Annotated in this window: 19 protein-coding genes; 9 read left to right on the top strand and 10 right to left on the bottom strand. The window is 58.1% G+C overall.

Annotated elements, in window-relative coordinates:
* Nucleotides 1–23 precede the first annotated feature (23 nt).
* Together VDP61_RS00785 and VDP61_RS00790 are read left to right on the top strand one after the other, a co-directional pair.
* Complete coding sequence (locus VDP61_RS00785; protein WP_323005036.1) at nt 24–1,382, top strand: DEAD/DEAH box helicase; 1,359 nt, start codon at nt 24–26, stop codon at nt 1,380–1,382.
* Between the two features lie 466 nt (nt 1,383–1,848).
* The gene (locus VDP61_RS00790; protein ID WP_323005037.1) at nt 1,849–2,439 is read left to right on the top strand and encodes a thymidine kinase; all 591 of its coding nucleotides are present in this window, start codon (nt 1,849–1,851) and stop codon (nt 2,437–2,439) included.
* On the opposite strand, the gene VDP61_RS00795 is transcribed toward VDP61_RS00790, so the two are convergent.
* A complete protein-coding gene (locus VDP61_RS00795) occupies nt 2,409–3,344 on the bottom strand; it encodes a DMT family transporter (protein WP_323005038.1) in 936 nt (311 codons plus the stop codon). The two genes, VDP61_RS00790 and VDP61_RS00795, sit on opposite strands and share 31 nt — an antisense overlap.
* Nucleotides 3,345–3,554: 210 nt before the next feature.
* Here VDP61_RS00795 and VDP61_RS00800 point away from each other — a divergent pair, with 210 nt between their 5' ends.
* Nucleotides 3,555–4,583, top strand: coding sequence for a hypothetical protein (locus VDP61_RS00800; protein WP_323005039.1), 1,029 nt, complete (start codon nt 3,555–3,557; stop codon nt 4,581–4,583).
* 214 nt (nt 4,584–4,797) lie between these two features.
* The gene (locus VDP61_RS00805; protein ID WP_323005040.1) at nt 4,798–5,103 is read left to right on the top strand and encodes a hypothetical protein; all 306 of its coding nucleotides are present in this window, start codon (nt 4,798–4,800) and stop codon (nt 5,101–5,103) included.
* A gap of 146 nt (nt 5,104–5,249) precedes the next feature.
* On the opposite strand, the gene VDP61_RS00810 is transcribed toward VDP61_RS00805, so the two are convergent.
* From VDP61_RS00810 to VDP61_RS00830, 5 genes are all read right to left on the bottom strand, one after another.
* A complete protein-coding gene (locus VDP61_RS00810) occupies nt 5,250–5,762 on the bottom strand; it encodes a copper chaperone PCu(A)C (RefSeq protein WP_323005041.1) in 513 nt (170 codons plus the stop codon).
* Nucleotides 5,763–5,804: 42 nt separating this feature from the next.
* Nucleotides 5,805–6,170, bottom strand: coding sequence for a hypothetical protein (locus tag VDP61_RS00815; protein ID WP_323005042.1), 366 nt, complete (start codon nt 6,168–6,170; stop codon nt 5,805–5,807).
* A gap of 122 nt (nt 6,171–6,292) precedes the next feature.
* Nucleotides 6,293–6,580 (bottom strand): 50S ribosomal protein L28, encoded by a 288-nt coding sequence (rpmB, locus tag VDP61_RS00820; RefSeq protein ID WP_323005460.1) that lies wholly within the window; start codon nt 6,578–6,580, stop codon nt 6,293–6,295.
* 148 nt (nt 6,581–6,728) lie between these two features.
* Nucleotides 6,729–7,124 (bottom strand): DUF4864 domain-containing protein, encoded by a 396-nt coding sequence (locus VDP61_RS00825; RefSeq protein WP_323005043.1) that lies wholly within the window; start codon nt 7,122–7,124, stop codon nt 6,729–6,731.
* 144 nt (nt 7,125–7,268) lie between these two features.
* Entirely contained in the window at nt 7,269–8,849 is a 1,581-nt protein-coding gene (locus VDP61_RS00830) for a lysine--tRNA ligase (RefSeq protein ID WP_323005044.1), read from the bottom strand.
* Between the two features lie 131 nt (nt 8,850–8,980).
* Between VDP61_RS00830 and VDP61_RS00835 the strand changes: the two genes are divergently transcribed.
* Nucleotides 8,981–9,403 carry a tellurite resistance TerB family protein gene (locus tag VDP61_RS00835; protein ID WP_323005045.1) on the top strand — a complete coding sequence of 141 codons (423 nt, stop codon included), beginning with the start codon at nt 8,981–8,983 and terminating at the stop codon, nt 9,401–9,403.
* A 34-nt stretch (nt 9,404–9,437) separates the two neighbouring features.
* On the opposite strand, the gene dacB is transcribed toward VDP61_RS00835, so the two are convergent.
* Complete coding sequence (dacB, locus tag VDP61_RS00840) at nt 9,438–10,892, bottom strand: D-alanyl-D-alanine carboxypeptidase/D-alanyl-D-alanine-endopeptidase (RefSeq protein WP_323005046.1); 1,455 nt, start codon at nt 10,890–10,892, stop codon at nt 9,438–9,440.
* Between the two features lie 234 nt (nt 10,893–11,126).
* Between dacB and VDP61_RS00845 the strand changes: the two genes are divergently transcribed.
* Nucleotides 11,127–11,750, top strand: coding sequence for a GcrA family cell cycle regulator (locus VDP61_RS00845; protein ID WP_323005047.1), 624 nt, complete (start codon nt 11,127–11,129; stop codon nt 11,748–11,750).
* Between the two features lie 49 nt (nt 11,751–11,799).
* On the opposite strand, the gene parA is transcribed toward VDP61_RS00845, so the two are convergent.
* Both parA and VDP61_RS00855 read right to left on the bottom strand, forming a co-directional pair.
* Nucleotides 11,800–12,435: a ParA family partition ATPase gene (parA, locus tag VDP61_RS00850; RefSeq protein WP_323005048.1), complete on the bottom strand. Its 636-nt coding sequence runs from the start codon at nt 12,433–12,435 to the stop codon at nt 11,800–11,802.
* A gap of 58 nt (nt 12,436–12,493) precedes the next feature.
* Complete coding sequence (locus VDP61_RS00855) at nt 12,494–12,730, bottom strand: hypothetical protein (RefSeq protein ID WP_323005049.1); 237 nt, start codon at nt 12,728–12,730, stop codon at nt 12,494–12,496.
* 155 nt (nt 12,731–12,885) lie between these two features.
* Here VDP61_RS00855 and VDP61_RS00860 point away from each other — a divergent pair, with 155 nt between their 5' ends.
* Genes VDP61_RS00860 through VDP61_RS00870 form a run of 3 tightly spaced genes read left to right on the top strand, consistent with a single transcriptional unit; the run spans nt 12,886 to nt 15,584 of the window.
* Nucleotides 12,886–13,545: a peptidoglycan-binding domain-containing protein gene (locus tag VDP61_RS00860; RefSeq protein ID WP_323005050.1), complete on the top strand. Its 660-nt coding sequence runs from the start codon at nt 12,886–12,888 to the stop codon at nt 13,543–13,545.
* 58 nt (nt 13,546–13,603) lie between these two features.
* Nucleotides 13,604–14,269 (top strand): hypothetical protein, encoded by a 666-nt coding sequence (locus VDP61_RS00865; protein ID WP_323005051.1) that lies wholly within the window; start codon nt 13,604–13,606, stop codon nt 14,267–14,269.
* A 34-nt stretch (nt 14,270–14,303) separates the two neighbouring features.
* The gene (locus VDP61_RS00870) at nt 14,304–15,584 is read left to right on the top strand and encodes a hypothetical protein (protein WP_323005052.1); all 1,281 of its coding nucleotides are present in this window, start codon (nt 14,304–14,306) and stop codon (nt 15,582–15,584) included.
* An 87-nt stretch (nt 15,585–15,671) separates the two neighbouring features.
* On the opposite strand, the gene VDP61_RS00875 is transcribed toward VDP61_RS00870, so the two are convergent.
* The gene (locus VDP61_RS00875) at nt 15,672–16,316 is read right to left on the bottom strand and encodes a DUF924 family protein (RefSeq protein WP_323005053.1); all 645 of its coding nucleotides are present in this window, start codon (nt 16,314–16,316) and stop codon (nt 15,672–15,674) included.
* Nucleotides 16,317–16,358: the final 42 nt, after the last annotated feature.

The following is a 16,358-nucleotide window of genomic DNA, read 5'->3' on the forward strand; positions in this document are numbered from 1 at the left end:
TTCACGGGCCGGAAAGACTATTTATGACGACGTTTTCTGACTTGGGGCTATCCCCAAAACTTATGGCTGGCTTGGATAAGGCCGGCTACACTACGCCCACACCTATTCAGGTGCAGGCGATTCCGCATATCATGAAAGGCCGCGATATCATGGGGCTGGCGCAAACCGGCACCGGTAAAACCGCCGCATTTGGCCTGCCCTTGCTGCACCGTTTGCTTGATATTGGCCACCCGCCAGCGCCCCGCAGCGTGCGCAGCCTGATCTTGGCACCGACCCGCGAACTTGTCGCACAAATATCTGACAACCTTACGAATTACACCAAGGGCACGCCCGTAAAAGTAGTAATGATCACCGGCGGCGCGTCGATTTTCCGCCAGTCGGAAAAGCTGGCACGCGGCGCGGATGTGGTTGTTGCCACCCCCGGCCGCCTGATCGACCTGCTGGACCGCAAGGCCCTGACCTTGGAGGATTGCGGCTATCTGGTGCTGGATGAGGCCGACCAGATGCTGGACATGGGCTTTATCCACGCCCTGCGCAAAATCGCGCAGTATATCCCGTTGAAACGGCAGACGATGCTGTTTTCAGCCACCATGCCGAAACTGATCGAGGATCTTGCAGGCACCTACCTGCGCGATCCCGTAAAGGTGCAGGTTGCCCCCCCTGGCAAACCGATTGAAAAAATTGAACAATCCGTGCATTACACACCGCAGGGCGATAAGGCCAAGCTGCTGGAAACCTATCTCAAGGATCATCAGGGCGAACAGGCGCTGGTCTTTGGCCGCACCAAGCATGGCTCTGAAAAGCTGATGAAATTGCTGGTATCCTGGGGGTTCAAGGCCGGGTCCATCCACGGCAACAAATCCCAGAACCAGCGCGACCGGACATTGACCGAGTTTCGCAATGGCGAGCTGGACGTGCTGGTCGCCACCGATGTTGCTGCGCGTGGAATTGATATTCCCGGCGTGCGCCATGTCTATAACTACGACCTGCCGAACGTAGCGGAAAACTATGTGCACCGCATTGGCCGTACCGCCCGCGCCGGGGCCGAGGGCCGCGCCGTGGCGTTTTGCGCGCCTGCGGAAATGGGCGAGTTGAAAGACATTGAAAAGCTGTTGAAAACTCCGCTTCCGGTGATCGGTGGCGCGCCATGGGGCCTTGCCGATATCAAGGCCGCGCCAAAGCCTGCGCAGCGTGGCGCACGGCCGCCGCGCGGCGGTGGTCAGGGCAAGCCACGGTCGGCGCAGGGCAAACCCGGCGGCGGCAAGCCGCAAGGCAAGCCCCAGGGCAAACCGATGCGCGGTATCGAAGGTGGGCTGGGCGCACCGAAAAAGACGGCCCAAAAACGCAGCCCACGGCCGCAGGGCCGCAGCAACGTGGCCTGATACAGCCAGCCGACCAGCGCGGGGCCTCCGCGCTGGTCGGCTTTTGCGTCACGCTGTGGCTTCCTTGGCAGAAAAGCCTGCTGAACTGCCCAGGTTTGCCGCAGAAAGCATCTCGCCTTCTTGACAAAGCTGTTGCCGATGCCCGTGCCACCCTTGGGAAATCGTTTCACTTTGCCCCGTTAAGCTGCGATTCAGGGTTTGCCATTTATGATTGCCGCTCCAGTGTGTGTTGGAATGGTACCGAGTGGCCGATGCCGCAGCATCGGTATGAATAGGGCCTGCCGTGTCTTTACCGATGTCAGGGGCGGCGTGCGTTGCCGCGTCGCGATACGGCGGGCCATTCATGCGGTGTACAATATGCTTTTGGGCGGCGGAACTGATCAAATCAGGCACCGCCGCGCCCCATTTTTACCTATCCGATGATTCACACTTGTCGATCAGGGTGGGGCGGGGCTAACAAGCGGCTATGGCAAAGCTGTACTTTCACTACTCCACGATGAACGCGGGCAAATCGACCTCGCTGCTGCAAGCCTCGCATAATTACCGCGAGGGTGGGATGGCAACCTATTTGATCACCGCGCAGTTTGACAATCGCGCCGGGCAGGCCCGTATCGCCAGCCGCATCGGCATAGGCGAAGATGCCGATACCTTTGCGCCGGGCGAGGATTTGTTTGCCAAGATCAAGGCGCAGCTTGCCAGCACCGCTATCGCCTGTACCTTCATTGATGAGGCGCAGTTCTTGACCAAAGCGCAGGTCTGGCAATTGGCCCGCGCTGTGGATGATTTGAACGTGCCGATCATGTGCTACGGGTTGCGGGTGGATTTTCAGGGCAATCTTTTTCCCGGTTCCGCCGCACTTCTGGCTTGGGCTGATGAGATGCGTGAGGTGCGCACGATTTGCCACTGCGGCAAGAAAGCAACAATGGTGGTGCGCAAAGGCCCGGATGGTGTGGTGCTGCGCGACGGTGATCAGGTGCAGATCGGCGGGAATGAAAGCTATGCCTCGCTGTGCCGCCGCCATTGGCGTCAGGCGGTCGGCGATGGTTCGCCAGCCTGACGACCGCGCAGCGCGATCATGCCGCCCGCGATGCTGATCAGCGCCATACCGACAATCGCATGGCCCGCCAGCGTTTCACCCCATAAAACCCAGCCCCAAAGCGCTGCCAAGGGCAGTGCCGAGTATTCAAAAACAGATACGCGGCTGGCCTCGGCAATCTGATAGGCGCGCACCAACATGCCAATGCCCAACAGCGAACCCGCCGCCTGCACAAAGGTCCAGCCATAAAACGCCATAGAGGGCCAGACCCAGCCGCGCAACACAAAGCCCGCAGCCCCATCGGGCACCGTGATTGGCAGCACGGAAAGCACAACAACCCCCAGCAGGCCAAACACGCCCAGCGCCAGAAAAAACCCGATCGTCAGGGTTTCGGCCGATTCACCTTCGCACCATTCGCGGGTGGCCACATTACCCATCGCATAAAAGGCGCCCGCGAAAATCGGCATCAGCGCGGCAAGCGATGCCCCCCGCAACGCCTCGGGGCCCAGTACAAGTGCCACGCCGCCAAAGCCGATCAGCACCGCCAGCACCCGCACAATACCAATAGGCTGGCGGTATACATACCGGGTAATCAGCAGCACAAAAATCGGCGCGGTAAACAGCCCGGCAGCAACAACGGCGACAGGCAAAAATGCCAATGCGCCAAAGTAGATCAGCATTGCCAAGCCATGCACCGCCGACCGCGCCACAACTGCCCGCAGTTTTTTGGGGCGCAGCCGCAAACGCAAGAACGGCAGAGATATCAGCAAAAGCCCGACCGCCATCACGGTTCGGGTCAGATGAAACTGCCACAACCCAGAGTCTGCCGCGATAGTGCGCACGAAGTTATCAGTAAAACCGATAACGGTTGCAAAGCCCAGCACAAGCAGCGCTGCAAGCAGCACCGGATCAGTTGTCAGTCTCATTTCAGTTACCTATCCGGTTTGTCCTTTATCGATTCACCCAAAATCGCCAATGATGCTAGGCAGAAAGCGACACAAAGGGGGGGTATGGGCCGATTGACGGATAAAACCGGGCTGGAACGGTGTAAGGCCCCGATCAGGCCTGACCAAGATTGTGCTATCTGGGCCAGTCGGCTATCTTTGCGGTCAATAAGGCAGCAGGCAAGGCCATAGATGGCAAAGACGGCACTGACGAAATATCAAAAGCTGGAATGCTCGGGTCTTTGGCGTGAAAGCGTACAGAGCCAGAGACGGGAAGTTGTTGCCAATTTGGGGATGACCTCGTTGATCCTATCCGACCCCAAATGCGAAGTTGCCTTGGCCCATTGGTCGCTTCCTGCCGTGAAACGCCTGAACCCCGGCGAGATGCCGGCGCTTTTTGCGCCTGACGCCTCGGATGGCGAGACGTTGGAGATCGACGACAATGAGATGATCACGGCCCTGCAAACCGTCCATTCTGCAATTAGTGCGGCGCGGCCGCATCCGGGGCGGCTGCGCAACTCTTTCTTCGGGATCATCGCCTTTGGCGTCTTGGCAATCGGTGCGCTTTGGCTGCCTGACGCGCTGGAAAAGCATACCGCCTCATTCTTGCCGCGCAGCACCCGGCAAGCCATCGGGCAAGAGGCTCTGGCCGATCTTACCCGCCTGACCGGGCAACCTTGCAGCGCCAAGAGCGGGCTGGCAGCGCTTGAAAAGCTTTCTGAACGCCTGTTCGGGCCGGATAGCGGCGTGAAAATCATTATCCTGCGCACCGGGCTTGCACGCGCACAAAGCCTGCCGGGAAGAATGATCGTACTGCCCGAATCGCTGTTGGCCGAGCAAGATGGCCCCGAGGCCGCGGCGGGCTTTGCGCTGGTCGCACGCATTTCAGCCGAGATGACAGACCCCATGATCCCGTTGCTTGACCATGCTGGCATCAGTGCCACCTTTCGGCTGCTGACAACCGGCACCTTGCCTGAAACCGCGATCGCTGGCTATGCCGAGACGTTGATCGCGGCCCCGCTCAATCTTCCGGCTGATTCGATCTTGTTGTCACGGTTTGAGATGGTGGGCCTGGCGACCAGCCCCTATGCCAATGCGCATGACCCATCGGGCGAAACCACCGCTGATCTGATAGAGGGGGACCCGTTCGGCAATGTCATCCCCCCTGCCCTGTTGCCCGATGGCGACTGGGTCAGCCTGCAAGACATTTGCTCGCAATAATCCCAGAGCTTTGCAGCGGCTGCAGGCGGTCTGAATTTTGCGCGGCCAGGCGGCATATTGTGGTCAAAACCCAGCGCCCCGCTATGGCTGGTGTTTCGGCGGCAAACCGCCGTTTTGGCCTTATTTCGTTGAAAAAACTTGCCAGAATCACTAGGATGGTTTGCATATAAGGACAGACTGCGGGGCATACCCCGCGTAAACATGAGGCAGAGCCATGACCAAGACCCTGATCGCAGCAAGCCTGCTTGCGCTTGCGCTACCCTTGACTGCGATGGCAGGCCCGATTGAAAGTGCTTGCCTTAAATCTGATCGCAAGGTTGCGAATCGGGCATTGTGCGGCTGTATTCAGCAGGTTGCAGACATGACCTTGAAGGGCGGTGACCAACGCCAGGCCGCCAAGTTCTTCAGAGATCCAGACCAGGCGCAAAAGGTTCGCATGTCCAAAAGTGACCGCGATAATGCGTTTTGGGCGCGCTACAAGAACTTTGGCGAAACCGCAGCGGCGTATTGCGCAGGCTAAAGCGTTTCAGCTTTGGCCTGATGCGGCTGACAAAATTCAGCCGCCGCCAAGCCTAGCCTTGATCGCGCAACACGCTTTGAAACCATAAAAACGGCCCCATAAGGGCCGTTTTTTTCGTCTGGGCCAAAGGCCAAAGGCGCCTTGGCTTAATTGCTGGCGCCACCTTTCATCTTGCCATGGCCCATAGTGCTGTGGTCCATCTTGCCCATGTCGGGCATACGCTCATTGTCGACGGGCACCTCGATGGTCACATCGCCGGCCTTTTCAAAGGTCAGTGTCAGGCTGATGCTTTCACCCGCTACCGGCACCGAATTCAGCCCCAAGAACATCACGTGGTCGCCGCCACGCTGAAGCACATGGTTTTCGCCTGCAGCAATTGGAAAGCCTTCGGCGACGTGAATCATTTTCATCACGCCATTGGCATCTTGCAGATGTGTGTGCAGCTCCACCTTTTGGGCAAGGTCAGAGCGGGCGTCGATCAAGCGATCCTCGGCGCCATGATTCTCAATCACCATAAAGGCAGCGGCGCTTTTCGCCATGGCCCCCGAAACCCGCAAATAGGCATCGGTGACAGTAATATCGGCGGCAAAGGCCATCGGGGCCGAAACCATTGCCAGAAATGCTGCCGAAGCAGCCGCAAAAAGGGTGTTAGTGGTCATTTGTGTGGTCCTTCATTGAAAACAGGTCTGAAACAGATTGGTTCAGCCCCGCAATGGCGGCCCCCTTGCACGGGTTGTCAGCAGAGTAGCCGCGCGCGGCAATCTGCGCTGATCCAGCCCCACGATCTTTGCGCCTGACAATGCGATTGGCCGAATCGCCACCGGACCGGGCGCCAGATATGCCGCCAACCCGGCAAGACATTTCGGGCAAGGATATTGCGGCCCAACGGGGTTACCCTGACTGTCCAGCGTAAGGGTCATCACGCCGTAGCCCGTACAAATGACTGCGGTTATCCCCCCCCGCGACAGCCCTGCCGCCTGTCCATTCGCCACAGCCATGGAAACGCTGCCTGCGATCAAAGCAAGGCAGGTCAATATCAGGCTGAACTGGCGAAGCATCCTAAACATCAGAAAAGATTACACCCAGCCGATACCCTGTGAAAGAGCCATTTTGGCGCAGGGGCCAGCCAAAGGCAGCAATGCAAAAAGCCCCGCATACAGCGGGGCCATGCCTTGAAACGTCAGGGCAATCAGGCCGCAGCCTGCGCCTTTTCAACGTCTTTCTTGATTTTCAACGCTTTCGGCGAAAGCTCTACATCCTTGGCTTTTGCCAGGAATGCGTCAAATCCACCGCGGTGATCTACCGTGCGCAATGCAGCGGAGGATATACGCAGAGAGAATGACTGACCGAGCACGTCCGAGATCAACGTGACAACATTCAGGTTCGGCAAGAAACGCCGACGATTTCTGTTTTTGGCGTGGCTGACAGTGTTGCCAGACATTGGGCCTTTACCGCTTAGTTCGCAGACGCGCGACATAGTCGTGATCCTTGTATTCAACGCCCGACTGGGCATCACATCAACATCAAAGGCCACTACTCGGGGCAGTGCGCCAAAATTCTATTGACGTCTGTTAGGGGGAAACGCCGCCTTCGTCAAGCGGCCAAGGCCGCGATAGCCCGAGATTTCATGCCCCAACGCCAGAATCCGGCAAAAGCTGCACGGCGTTGATTTGCCAGCCGTCAGGCGTTTCGATCATGTTATAGTCCAGCATATGGGTCGCCCCCGCCAAATCTGTCACCATGATACGCTGCCACAGCCGCCCATCAATATCGCGCAGGCCCAGCATACGCACGGCACCGGGGCGATAGACCATTGGATATCCGCGCTGAACCATCGCGCCAAATTTCGCCGGGCTTCCAAAAATACCTTTGATTGCAGGCGAGGCAAAGCCGAAGGCTTTTGGAAAATCATCAGCGGCAAGCGCCGTAATTTGACTGGTGATTGTGGTTTCTATCGCCGCCGAGGCACCGTCCTGGGCGGTGACGGCTGTGTTCAGCCCCAGTGTAAAAAGCAGTGCCATGAAAACCTTGCGCATCCTGTGGCCCTCGCCCCCGTTGCTTTCCCTGACAAAAGCTAGGCCGCGCACCGAAAAAGGCAAGTGGTGCGTCTTGCGACGGTCCACTTGCGAATTTTCTTCGATACTGCCGTTTTCCGATGCGCCGAATTACGCGGTCAATTCGCCCGCAAGCGCCCGATCCATCAGCGCCAGCGTTTCCTGCACGCCGTATAGCGCAATGAAGCCACCGAATCGCGGGCCTTCGCTTGCGCCCAGCAACACCTCATAAAGCGCCTTGAACCAATCGCGCAGCGGCTCAAACCCATGGTCTTTGCCAATGGCAAAGACCATGCTTTGCAACGCTTCGGCATCCAACCCGCCATCCCACGCAGCCAAACGCGCCCGCAAGTCTTGCATCGCCGCGCGCTCTGGGTCGGTTGGCAGGCGAAACACCCGCTTTGGCGCGACAAAATCAGCGAAATAGCGCACGGCATAGCCCGCAGCCGCATCCAGATCGGGGTGCGTTTTGGGCGAGGCATCCGGCGCATAGCGTTTGATAAAGCCCCACAAACCCGCAGCATCCTGGGCCGCCGAAACGCTTGCCAAATTCAACAACATCGAAAACGGTACAACCATGTGGCTTTCCGGCGGCTGGCCAGAATGAATATGCCACACCGGATTATTCACTTGGCCACCAACGTCTTGCCCCGGATAGGCGCGGAGTTGCTGGTGGTATTCATCCATCGCCCGCGGGATCACATCAAAATACATCCGCTTCGCTGTCTTGGGCTTTTGATACATGAAATACGACAGGCTTTCGGCGCTCGCATAGGTCAGCCATTCATCAATCGTCAGGCCATTGCCCTTCGATTTCGAGATTTTCTGGCCTTCTTCATCCAGGAACAGCTCATAGGTCATATGATTCGGCTTGCGCCCGCCCAGCACCTCACAAATCCCGTCATAGATCGGGGTGTTGGTGCTGTGATCCTTGCCATACATCTCAAAATCAACGCCAAGTGCGGCCCAGCGCGCACCGAAATCGGGCTTCCACTGCAATTTCACATTGCCGCCGGTCACCGGCAACGTCCACTCGCGGCCCGTCTCATCGTCAAAGGTGATCGTGTGATTGACGGCATCAACATGCTTCATCGGCACATACAGCACGCGCCCGGTTTCGGGATGGATCGGCAAAAACGCCGAATAGGTCTGCTGCCTTTCCTCACGCAAGGATGCCAGCATGATCGCCATGATCTGATCATAGCGTTCCGCACAAAGGCGCAGCGTGTCGTCAAACTGCCCTGACTTATAGAACTCGGTCGCCGAGATGAACTCATACTCGAAACCGAACGTGTCCAGAAACCGGCGCAACATGGCGTTGTTATGCGCGCCAAAGCTCTCATACTCGCCATAAGGGTCAGGCACCGAGGTCAGCGGCTTTTGCATGTGCTGGCGCAGCATATCTTGTTGCGGTACGTTTTCGGGCACTTTGCGCATGCCGTCCACATCATCTGAAAAACAGATCAGCCGGGTCGGAATATCGGATATCACTTCAAACGCGCGGCGGATCATGGTTGTGCGCGCCACTTCGCCAAAGGTGCCGATATGCGGCAAACCACTCGGGCCATAGCCGGTTTCAAACAGCACATAGCCCTTTTCCGGGGCCTTCTTCTCATAGCGTTTCAGGAGGGCGCGCGCCTCTTCAAAAGGCCAGGCTTTCGACGTCATCGCAGCATCGCGCAGGGCAGACATATCCCTCATCCTCTTTTCAACATGCAGCAACACAGCGTTGCCATTATCCGCCTCTCCTATTGCCCCGCCGTCCATAGGTCAATAATCTGCGCAAAAACGCGCACCGCACAGCCCGCACAAGGATGCCAGACATGCCCGATACCCCCCCATCAATGACCGCACAGGACGCGCTTTTGGCGATCATGGTCGCGGTTTCCGCCTCGGATGAGAATGTGCGCACATCAGAGCTTGTCGCCATCCAGCGCATTGTCAATCACCTGCCCGTCTTTGCCAATTATGATGCCGACCGGTTCGAACGCATCGCGCGGGTGGTGTTTGACCTGTTTGAGGAAGAAGATGGCCTTGATGCCCTGTTCGGGCTGGTGCAAGAGGCTTTGCCCGAAAAGCTGTTCGAAACCGCCTATGCGCTGGCCTGTGATGTAGCGGCTGCGGATGGGATGCTTTATGAGGAAGAGTTACAATTTCTTCAGGAAATCCGTGATGAACTGGCCATTGACCGCCTGCACGCCGCAGCGATTGAACGCGGCGCGCGCGCGCGTCATATGACGATGTGAGGCAAGGCACTGGCCCGTATTCGGTGTAGCCCTGTCAGGTGTATTGGCTTGCCCAATGGCTGATCAACCTGTGCTGCATGTTCCGTGCGCGGCGGGTCCATTGCGCGCCGCCCTCGGGCTGCTCTCGCTCTGCCATGGAAAGCGCATCGCGGCGCCGGGTATCCGCGCTAAAGATCGCAAAGGTCAATTCCTTGCCCGAGGGCGGCTGAATATACCCCGCCAGGCCCGACACAAAATTCAGCGTTCCGGTTTTGGCGGCAACCCGGATCGGGTGGCCCTTGATCTCTTTGCCCTGGGCATCACGAAGACCCTGTTCTTTCAACAGGCCGGGCAACATACCGTCGCGGGCCGCACGAAAGGCAGTTGCCATATCGCTTGCGGAAATCCGCGAATCGCCACCAAGGCCGGAATGATCGACGAAATGGCTGCGGATACCGTGTTTGGCGGCGGCCCAGGCGCTCATCTGTGCGGCCGATTGCGTTAGCCCGCCCGCACCCGAGGCCGTCAGCCCCACCGCTTCGGCGGTCAAATTGGTTGAATGTTTCAACATGTCACGCATGACATCGGACAGCGCATCGCTGCGCGTCTCGGCCAGGACCGCACCCGCAGGCAAGGCGTTGATCAAGACCGCTTGGGGCAGGCGCAAACCATGCGCGCGCATCAAGGTGGCAAAAACCTCGGCGGTATAGACTTCGGGGTGGCGCACGGGCAACCAGCGGCTGCCCGCCTTGCCAAGCGCGGCTTGCGCCACAGTCCAACTGTCACGATCTTTTCCGGCCTTATAGGTGAAAAGCGGGGACGCACGCGAAACCGCGCTGACATCGGCCATCGACACCGCCGGAACAAAGCGCCTGCCCCGCGCATCCATCGACAGATCATAGCCCTTGTTGCCACGCTTCCATTCAAAATTAACCCGGTTGTAATTCAGGTTAAGGCCAGAAACGGCCGGGTTATAGCCAACGTGGTCGGGTTGGTCGCGGTCAATTTCATCAATATGCGGGATGCCCCCGGCCAAGGCGAGATAGCGGCCGGTAATCTCTTTGATTCCCCTTGCAGCCAATGTCTGTGCCAGATCGCCCAAACGGTCTGTATCAAGGCTGGGGTCGCCGCTGCCCAGTAAGACCAGATCGCCCTGCAAGCGCCCATCATGCACCGGCCCCGTACCGACGACACGCGTCGCATAGCGATAATTTGGCCCCAGACGGTCAAGCGCATAAAAGCCGGTCACTGCCTTTGCAACCGAGGCCGGCGGCTGCGCCAAAGTATCGTTCATCCCTTCAAGGATTTTGCCGCTGGCCGTCTCCATAACCACAAACCCAACGGTGCCAGCGACGCCTGCCGCATCAACAATCGCAGCACCGCCCCCTGATCGTGCCGCAGAAGAACCGGGGCGGGCCGCAGGACGCGGCGACCGTGCCGGCGCCTCGGCACATCCCGGAACCGCAGCCCCGGCCAGCAGCGCCGTCAGAACCCAACGCCTTGAAAACATCTCACGCCCCTTTTGCTCTTGCGTATAATCCTATCCCAAGCGCCAAGCGCCCGTCCAGTACGCACAAGTTCGGGCACGGCAAAACCCGCGCGGGCCGGTTCGGGCCGCATTTGCTGCGCGCGGACCCTTGTATCTGAGGCCACGCGGTAGTAACTATCGCTGCTACAGCTATATTGCGGCGATAAAGCGCCATCAGCCGGCAGCCACAGGCCGCCCTCAACACCGGAGATTGGCATGTCCTGGACAGATGAGCGCGTTGAAACGCTTAAGAAAATGTGGGCCGAGGGGCAGAGCGCCAGCCAGATCGCAAAGGAACTGGGCGGGGTGACGCGCAATGCGGTGATAGGCAAAGTGCACCGTTTGGGCCTTTCGAACCGCGTGACCGGCGCGCCGGTCAAGGAAGAGCCCGAAGCGCCAGCACCCGTTGCGCCCCCACAGCCAGAGGCGCCCGTTCGCCCGGCGGAACCGCCAAGAGCCGCCGAAGCAAGGCCAGAACCCGCGCCACCACCGCGCCCAACCGCGCCCGTAAACCCAACCATGGCGCAGGTGGTAAACAATGTCACCCCATTGCCATTGCGCAAATCCATCGTGCCGGCGGGGCAACCTTTGCCCCCGCAACCCTCGGCAAATGAGATCAGCCCCGAGGCGCTGGCATCCGTGCGTGAGGTTGAAAAACATGCCAAGAAAATCAGCCTGATGGAGCTGACAGAACGGACCTGCAAATGGCCGATCGGCGACCCCGCAACCGAAGAATTCTGGTTCTGTGGCCTGCCCTCGACAGCCGGAAAGCCCTATTGTGAGGCCCATGTGGGGGTTGCGTTTCAGCCCATGTCGGCGCGGCGCGACCGCCGCCGCTGATCGGGGCTTTCCACCATCAAAAACAAGTTTGGCCGCCGGATTGGCGGCCTTATTTTTGGGTGGGCAGAAGCAACATGACTTCGGCGGCAAGCGCCTCTACCTCGGCCGAGGCCGCCGATTTCCCCGCCTCATGCGCGGCGCGGCCCTGACCTAGCGTTTCGGCATAAACAACGCGTTGCCCAAAGCTGGCGGTCGCCACATCGGCGGAAATGGTCGCGGCAGCAGCAGCCACATCTTCTGCCAAACGGGTGCCGGACTTTACGCGGTTGAGCACAATAACACAGCGTTTTCCAACCCTTACCGCCAAATCAACCACGCCATCCGTGGCCCAGAGATCAACATGCGAAGAGCCGACAGGGACCAGAATCAAATCCGCCTCACGCAGGGCGGGCTTTAGGTCACTATCGACCTTTGGCGGGGTGTCGATGATGACGATATCATTGGTTTTGCTAAGTTTTTCACATTCATACCCCACGCCCCAAGCCGACGCGGTGGCAAATTCAACACCAGGATCGCCCAGCGCCTCACGCCGGGTCATGAACCAACGACCAAGAGAACCTTGGGGGTCAGTATCAAGAATCGCAACCCGCAGCCCCTGTTTTGCAAAGGCGATAGCCAAGTTGACCGCAAGGGTGGTCTTGCCCGCGCCGCCCTTTTGCTGGGCAATAGTGATGATATGGGCCATGTGATTCCCCCTTTTCTGCGGCGCAGCGTAGCACGAACAGTAAAAGAATGCATGTGACCTATTTGCGCGGGCATGCGACGCGGGCGCGCATCTCACCGCTGTCACCTTGCAGCGTGCGCTCGACCAGGCGGCAAGCTGTAACCTGTTGTATGATTTCGATCATTGTGGCGCGAATAGCCTGATGTTCGCCATGCGCAGCCCAGCCAAGCCGGATGATTTCCACCTGATTGCCTTTTTGGAACAGCGCATATTGACGACCATCACGGGTGACATCATGCCGTTTTGCACCCCACATCTGCGGTGCCGGCTGCGCCGCACATGCTGCAAGCGCGAGAAAAAAGGGCGATGATCTTCATCATCCCCTTTTGACAGGTCCTGATTAACCGATTGTTAAAGCCCCAACTCTGCGGCGGCGGTATTCGCGGGCCTTGGCCTGCACGGTTTCCCCCAATGCCTTGGGTTTTTGATGCCCCTTGGTCTATCTGGTTCACGATTGCGGCCCCAGTTTGTAACCGGCCCCCTCTTTTTTTTCCAAGCCCGCACCGCATCGTGTTGACCCGGCTTTGGCGGGCGCAGATCAGCTTCCCAGAACCGCGCCAGGATCCGGCTTATTTTCAGATGGTTGCGGAAATGACCCGAACGGAACAACCGGTGAAAAGAAATAATCAACCATTGGCATCTATACCGCTGGAGTGCCAAAATTTTGCCAAGATCAAGGCCCATGCCCTAACAAACAGGAGGTATATCATCATGTTAAGACGCACCCTTCTTACGACCATGTTCGGCCTTGCGATATCTGCAGGGGCCGTGTTTGCACAAACCGACCCTTTGGCAGAATCCTTCGCGATGCTTGGCGTCGAAAAACGCAGGGCCGTGCAGGAACAACTGGCAATGGCGGGCCTATATGACGGCGTCGTTGATGGCGCTTTCGGGCCAAAAACCCGAAATTCACTCATCAACGGGGCAGTTTTCATAAAGGACAACAGCTATGGCCGGGTGGCATTCGACCTGACGAAACCGGATCAGGCGCGTCAATTCATTGGGGCGCTCGCCAATGGTGAGTTGGCTAAATACCTCTGGGGCGAAGGCGACGAATTTGAAAGCGGCTGATCAATTCACCCCGTTTTTCGGTATCGGAATCAGACGAAGTTCAATGAAAGAAAGTTTTATGAAGTTTACCGGATACGGCGCGGGCAGCACGCCCGAAGAAGCCGCAGCCAACGCCCGCGCCGATCTGCAGGGGCAGATTGCAACATTCCACTACGGAAACCTGATTGCACAGGGCATCGGTGGCCTTATCGCAATCGGGATGACGCTGGTGTTGCAGTTTTTCTTTCGCCCTTTGCCCACATTGGTCGTGGGCTTGGCGGGATGGATCGCCCTGCAAATCATCTTTGCAGTGCTCGGCTCCGCCTTGCCGGATCACCCTTTAGGGGCTGTTCTTACGCTTTTCTTCATCGGGGCGGCCGCCATTCCGACATTGGCACCCATTGCCGCAGCAATCGCTGTTACTGCAACCTTTGTTGAGGTTTTTGAGCGGCACGTGATGAACCGTCTGCCCGATCTGCCGCGCATTGCCCTTGTGGGGGTCAGCGCCCTTATGCCGACGCTCTTCGCTATCGTGATGTTGGGGCAAAGCTTCAACAACGGAACTTTGGCAAGCTCTGGCTGGTCGACCGTAATCGGCCTTGTCATCTATAGTGCCATTCAAATCGCGGTAATCTATTCACGCCAGAATACGGGCACTCAGCTGATGGATTACAACTGGTTCGGTCGTCGTTTTGCACCGAACACGGCAACCGCGCAGGCTGGCGCCGTTAAAAAATCAGCCTGACCCCAGCAAGATCACCCCTTCACCGGAGAGTTTCATGAAACGACGTCAGTTTATACTTGGCCTGCCTGTTGCTGCAATTGCTGGCCCTGTTTTTGCCGATGTGAACCTGTACGTGACAGAATATCGCAATAAAATCATGCAACTGTACGATGCGATAGATCTAATCACAGATGACGCGCCACTTGCCGATGCGTTGCGGATGCATGGTTTGCGCAAGATCGAATGGTATCGCAACCAGATACTTCTGCCGGCTTTCGCGCTGACCACCATTCACAAAACCCTCAACGAAGATCCCGCGCGGCTTATCCCTCGGTTTTCCACCCCTCTGGAAAAGCAGATCACCGCGCAGGAGCGTCGCATCGGCGAAGGCATGATCGCCCTTTTGCAAGACCCCGACCGGAACCTGGAGGGTTTGATAGACGCCGCAACGGCACAAGCCGCAATCGAGGCCGATTTTACGGCAACGACCCTGCTGTTTTTAAGGATGGCGACCATTGCCCGCATGGCCGGTGACACGACCCGATTGAACCTGCTGCAAAACGCTGCTGTTGAGATGCAGTCATTTATTGATAAACCGTCCCAACAGGACAAAGGGCCTACCCCGTTACAACGTGCGAATATGGCTTTTGCCTTTCGCGGTGCCGGTTTTGAGCGCGAAGCGGTTTATTTTGCAAATGAATATTTCAACATGCGCCACGCAGGTCATGACCCAGACTCGGTTCTGTGCCGGGCGATCATCAATGAAACCAAATGGCGCAAAGGCGGGATGAGCGCGGACACGCTTGAATACCAAATCCGCACAGAAATTGCCGCCGTTTCACCAGAGATGCAGGTATTTCCCTATTTCACCAGCTATGCGAAATGCCACTATCAATTGTTGCGCATTTTGGCGGCAGCCAATGCGGATGATCGCCTGCTCCTTTGGCGAGATGAGGTTCTGGCATGGCTGGACAGGCTGGAACCCGAGAAAAACCCTCTCAATTCACGCTATACATTGCTTATCGCGGAACTGGGGCGGATGGGGCGCAGCGATTTGGTTTTATCCATTCCCTATGTTGCGTCGGGCGATTATCTTCAAAACTGGACAAGGGACTTGAAGCCAGACCTTGAGGCAACGCTGCAAACGCCAATGCTTATTGCAGCATATGCGGGCAATACAGCCGCAGCCTCGACGCTGGCACAGCGTCTGGCAACCGCCTTTGCCGCGCTTCCTCCGCTGCCCGATGCAAGCATGTTTAAACAAGACGGCCATTTCTTTCGCCACATGCCGCTGGCCGCGCTGGCAGAAGCCGAAGCTCACCGCAAAAGAGGATAGAGTTGCTATCAGCGGTGACGCTATTCGGGGGCCGACACGGCGACACCATCGGCCCCCGCCCGCCATCTGGCAATCCGCATCGCTGCCTTAGCGAAAGGCTTTCATATGGGGGAACTGGCCCTTGGCAAGATAGGCCTCCTCCTCGGTGGTCGATTTGCGGTTCAGCAGGTCATTGCGATGCGGGTGCCGCCCAAAGGCTGCGATGATTTTCCGAACGTCGCGGGCCTGACGGACCAAGCCGGAATAGATCGGCTGCAAAGGGGTTGGCGCGGTGGCCGCAATACCCTCGCGCAGGGTGATCAACTGGTCAAGCCGCTGCAAATGGTCCGGGCCTTCGCAATGGCCCAAGGGCAGGCCGAACACGATCTGGAACCACGGCGTCTGCAACCGGGCATAATCGCCGTTCGCCAAACCGCACATCACCAGCGATAGCGCGCAAGGGTCTTGCGCAAAGGCGCGGGCATCATCGCGCCAGACCGAGCGGGAAAACTGATCCAGCACGGTGATCAGCGCCAGCCTGCCATGTGGGTCCTGCGCCCAAGCGTCAAGCCGCCCCTGCGCCGCGCTTTCGGTAAGATCAGCAAACCGCGCCATGATTTCAGCATCCGCACCGCCCTGCATCCGCCAGCGCCAATGGGCATGATGCGCCTGCGGGTCCACATCCAAAGCACAGCCCTCAGGAAACCAGAAATCAAGCACCTCGTCCCAGTCCTCACGGGGTTTTTCAGCCATCATAGCAAAGCTCCCTTCGCAAAGCGGGCAAGGGCCACCCCC

Origin of the sequence: Pseudorhodobacter sp., from assembly GCF_034675685.1 — a bacterium.
In the GTDB taxonomy this organism is placed as follows: Bacteria; Pseudomonadota; Alphaproteobacteria; order Rhodobacterales; family Rhodobacteraceae; genus Pseudorhodobacter.

Bases quoted from the DNA above. Each gene is read 5' to 3' on its own strand.
- VDP61_RS00785 (WP_323005036.1), top strand. From the start codon at position 24: ATGACGACGTTTTCTGACTTGGGGCTATCCCCAAAACTTATGGCTGGC.
- VDP61_RS00790 (WP_323005037.1), top strand. From the start codon at position 1,849: ATGGCAAAGCTGTACTTTCACTACTCCACGATGAACGCGGGCAAATCG.
- VDP61_RS00795 (WP_323005038.1), bottom strand. From the start codon at position 3,344: ATGAGACTGACAACTGATCCGGTGCTGCTTGCAGCGCTGCTTGTGCTG.
- VDP61_RS00800 (WP_323005039.1), top strand. From the start codon at position 3,555: ATGGCAAAGACGGCACTGACGAAATATCAAAAGCTGGAATGCTCGGGT.
- VDP61_RS00805 (WP_323005040.1), top strand. From the start codon at position 4,798: ATGACCAAGACCCTGATCGCAGCAAGCCTGCTTGCGCTTGCGCTACCC.
- VDP61_RS00810 (WP_323005041.1), bottom strand. From the start codon at position 5,762: ATGACCACTAACACCCTTTTTGCGGCTGCTTCGGCAGCATTTCTGGCA.
- VDP61_RS00815 (WP_323005042.1), bottom strand. From the start codon at position 6,170: ATGTTTAGGATGCTTCGCCAGTTCAGCCTGATATTGACCTGCCTTGCT.
- rpmB (WP_323005460.1), bottom strand. From the start codon at position 6,580: ATGTCGCGCGTCTGCGAACTAAGCGGTAAAGGCCCAATGTCTGGCAAC.
- VDP61_RS00825 (WP_323005043.1), bottom strand. From the start codon at position 7,124: ATGGCACTGCTTTTTACACTGGGGCTGAACACAGCCGTCACCGCCCAG.
- VDP61_RS00830 (WP_323005044.1), bottom strand. From the start codon at position 8,849: ATGTCTGCCCTGCGCGATGCTGCGATGACGTCGAAAGCCTGGCCTTTT.
- VDP61_RS00835 (WP_323005045.1), top strand. From the start codon at position 8,981: ATGCCCGATACCCCCCCATCAATGACCGCACAGGACGCGCTTTTGGCG.
- dacB (WP_323005046.1), bottom strand. From the start codon at position 10,892: ATGTTTTCAAGGCGTTGGGTTCTGACGGCGCTGCTGGCCGGGGCTGCG.
- VDP61_RS00845 (WP_323005047.1), top strand. From the start codon at position 11,127: ATGTCCTGGACAGATGAGCGCGTTGAAACGCTTAAGAAAATGTGGGCC.
- parA (WP_323005048.1), bottom strand. From the start codon at position 12,435: ATGGCCCATATCATCACTATTGCCCAGCAAAAGGGCGGCGCGGGCAAG.
- VDP61_RS00855 (WP_323005049.1), bottom strand. From the start codon at position 12,730: ATGTGGGGTGCAAAACGGCATGATGTCACCCGTGATGGTCGTCAATAT.
- VDP61_RS00860 (WP_323005050.1), top strand. From the start codon at position 12,886: ATGCCTTGGGTTTTTGATGCCCCTTGGTCTATCTGGTTCACGATTGCG.
- VDP61_RS00865 (WP_323005051.1), top strand. From the start codon at position 13,604: ATGAAGTTTACCGGATACGGCGCGGGCAGCACGCCCGAAGAAGCCGCA.
- VDP61_RS00870 (WP_323005052.1), top strand. From the start codon at position 14,304: ATGAAACGACGTCAGTTTATACTTGGCCTGCCTGTTGCTGCAATTGCT.
- VDP61_RS00875 (WP_323005053.1), bottom strand. From the start codon at position 16,316: ATGGCTGAAAAACCCCGTGAGGACTGGGACGAGGTGCTTGATTTCTGG.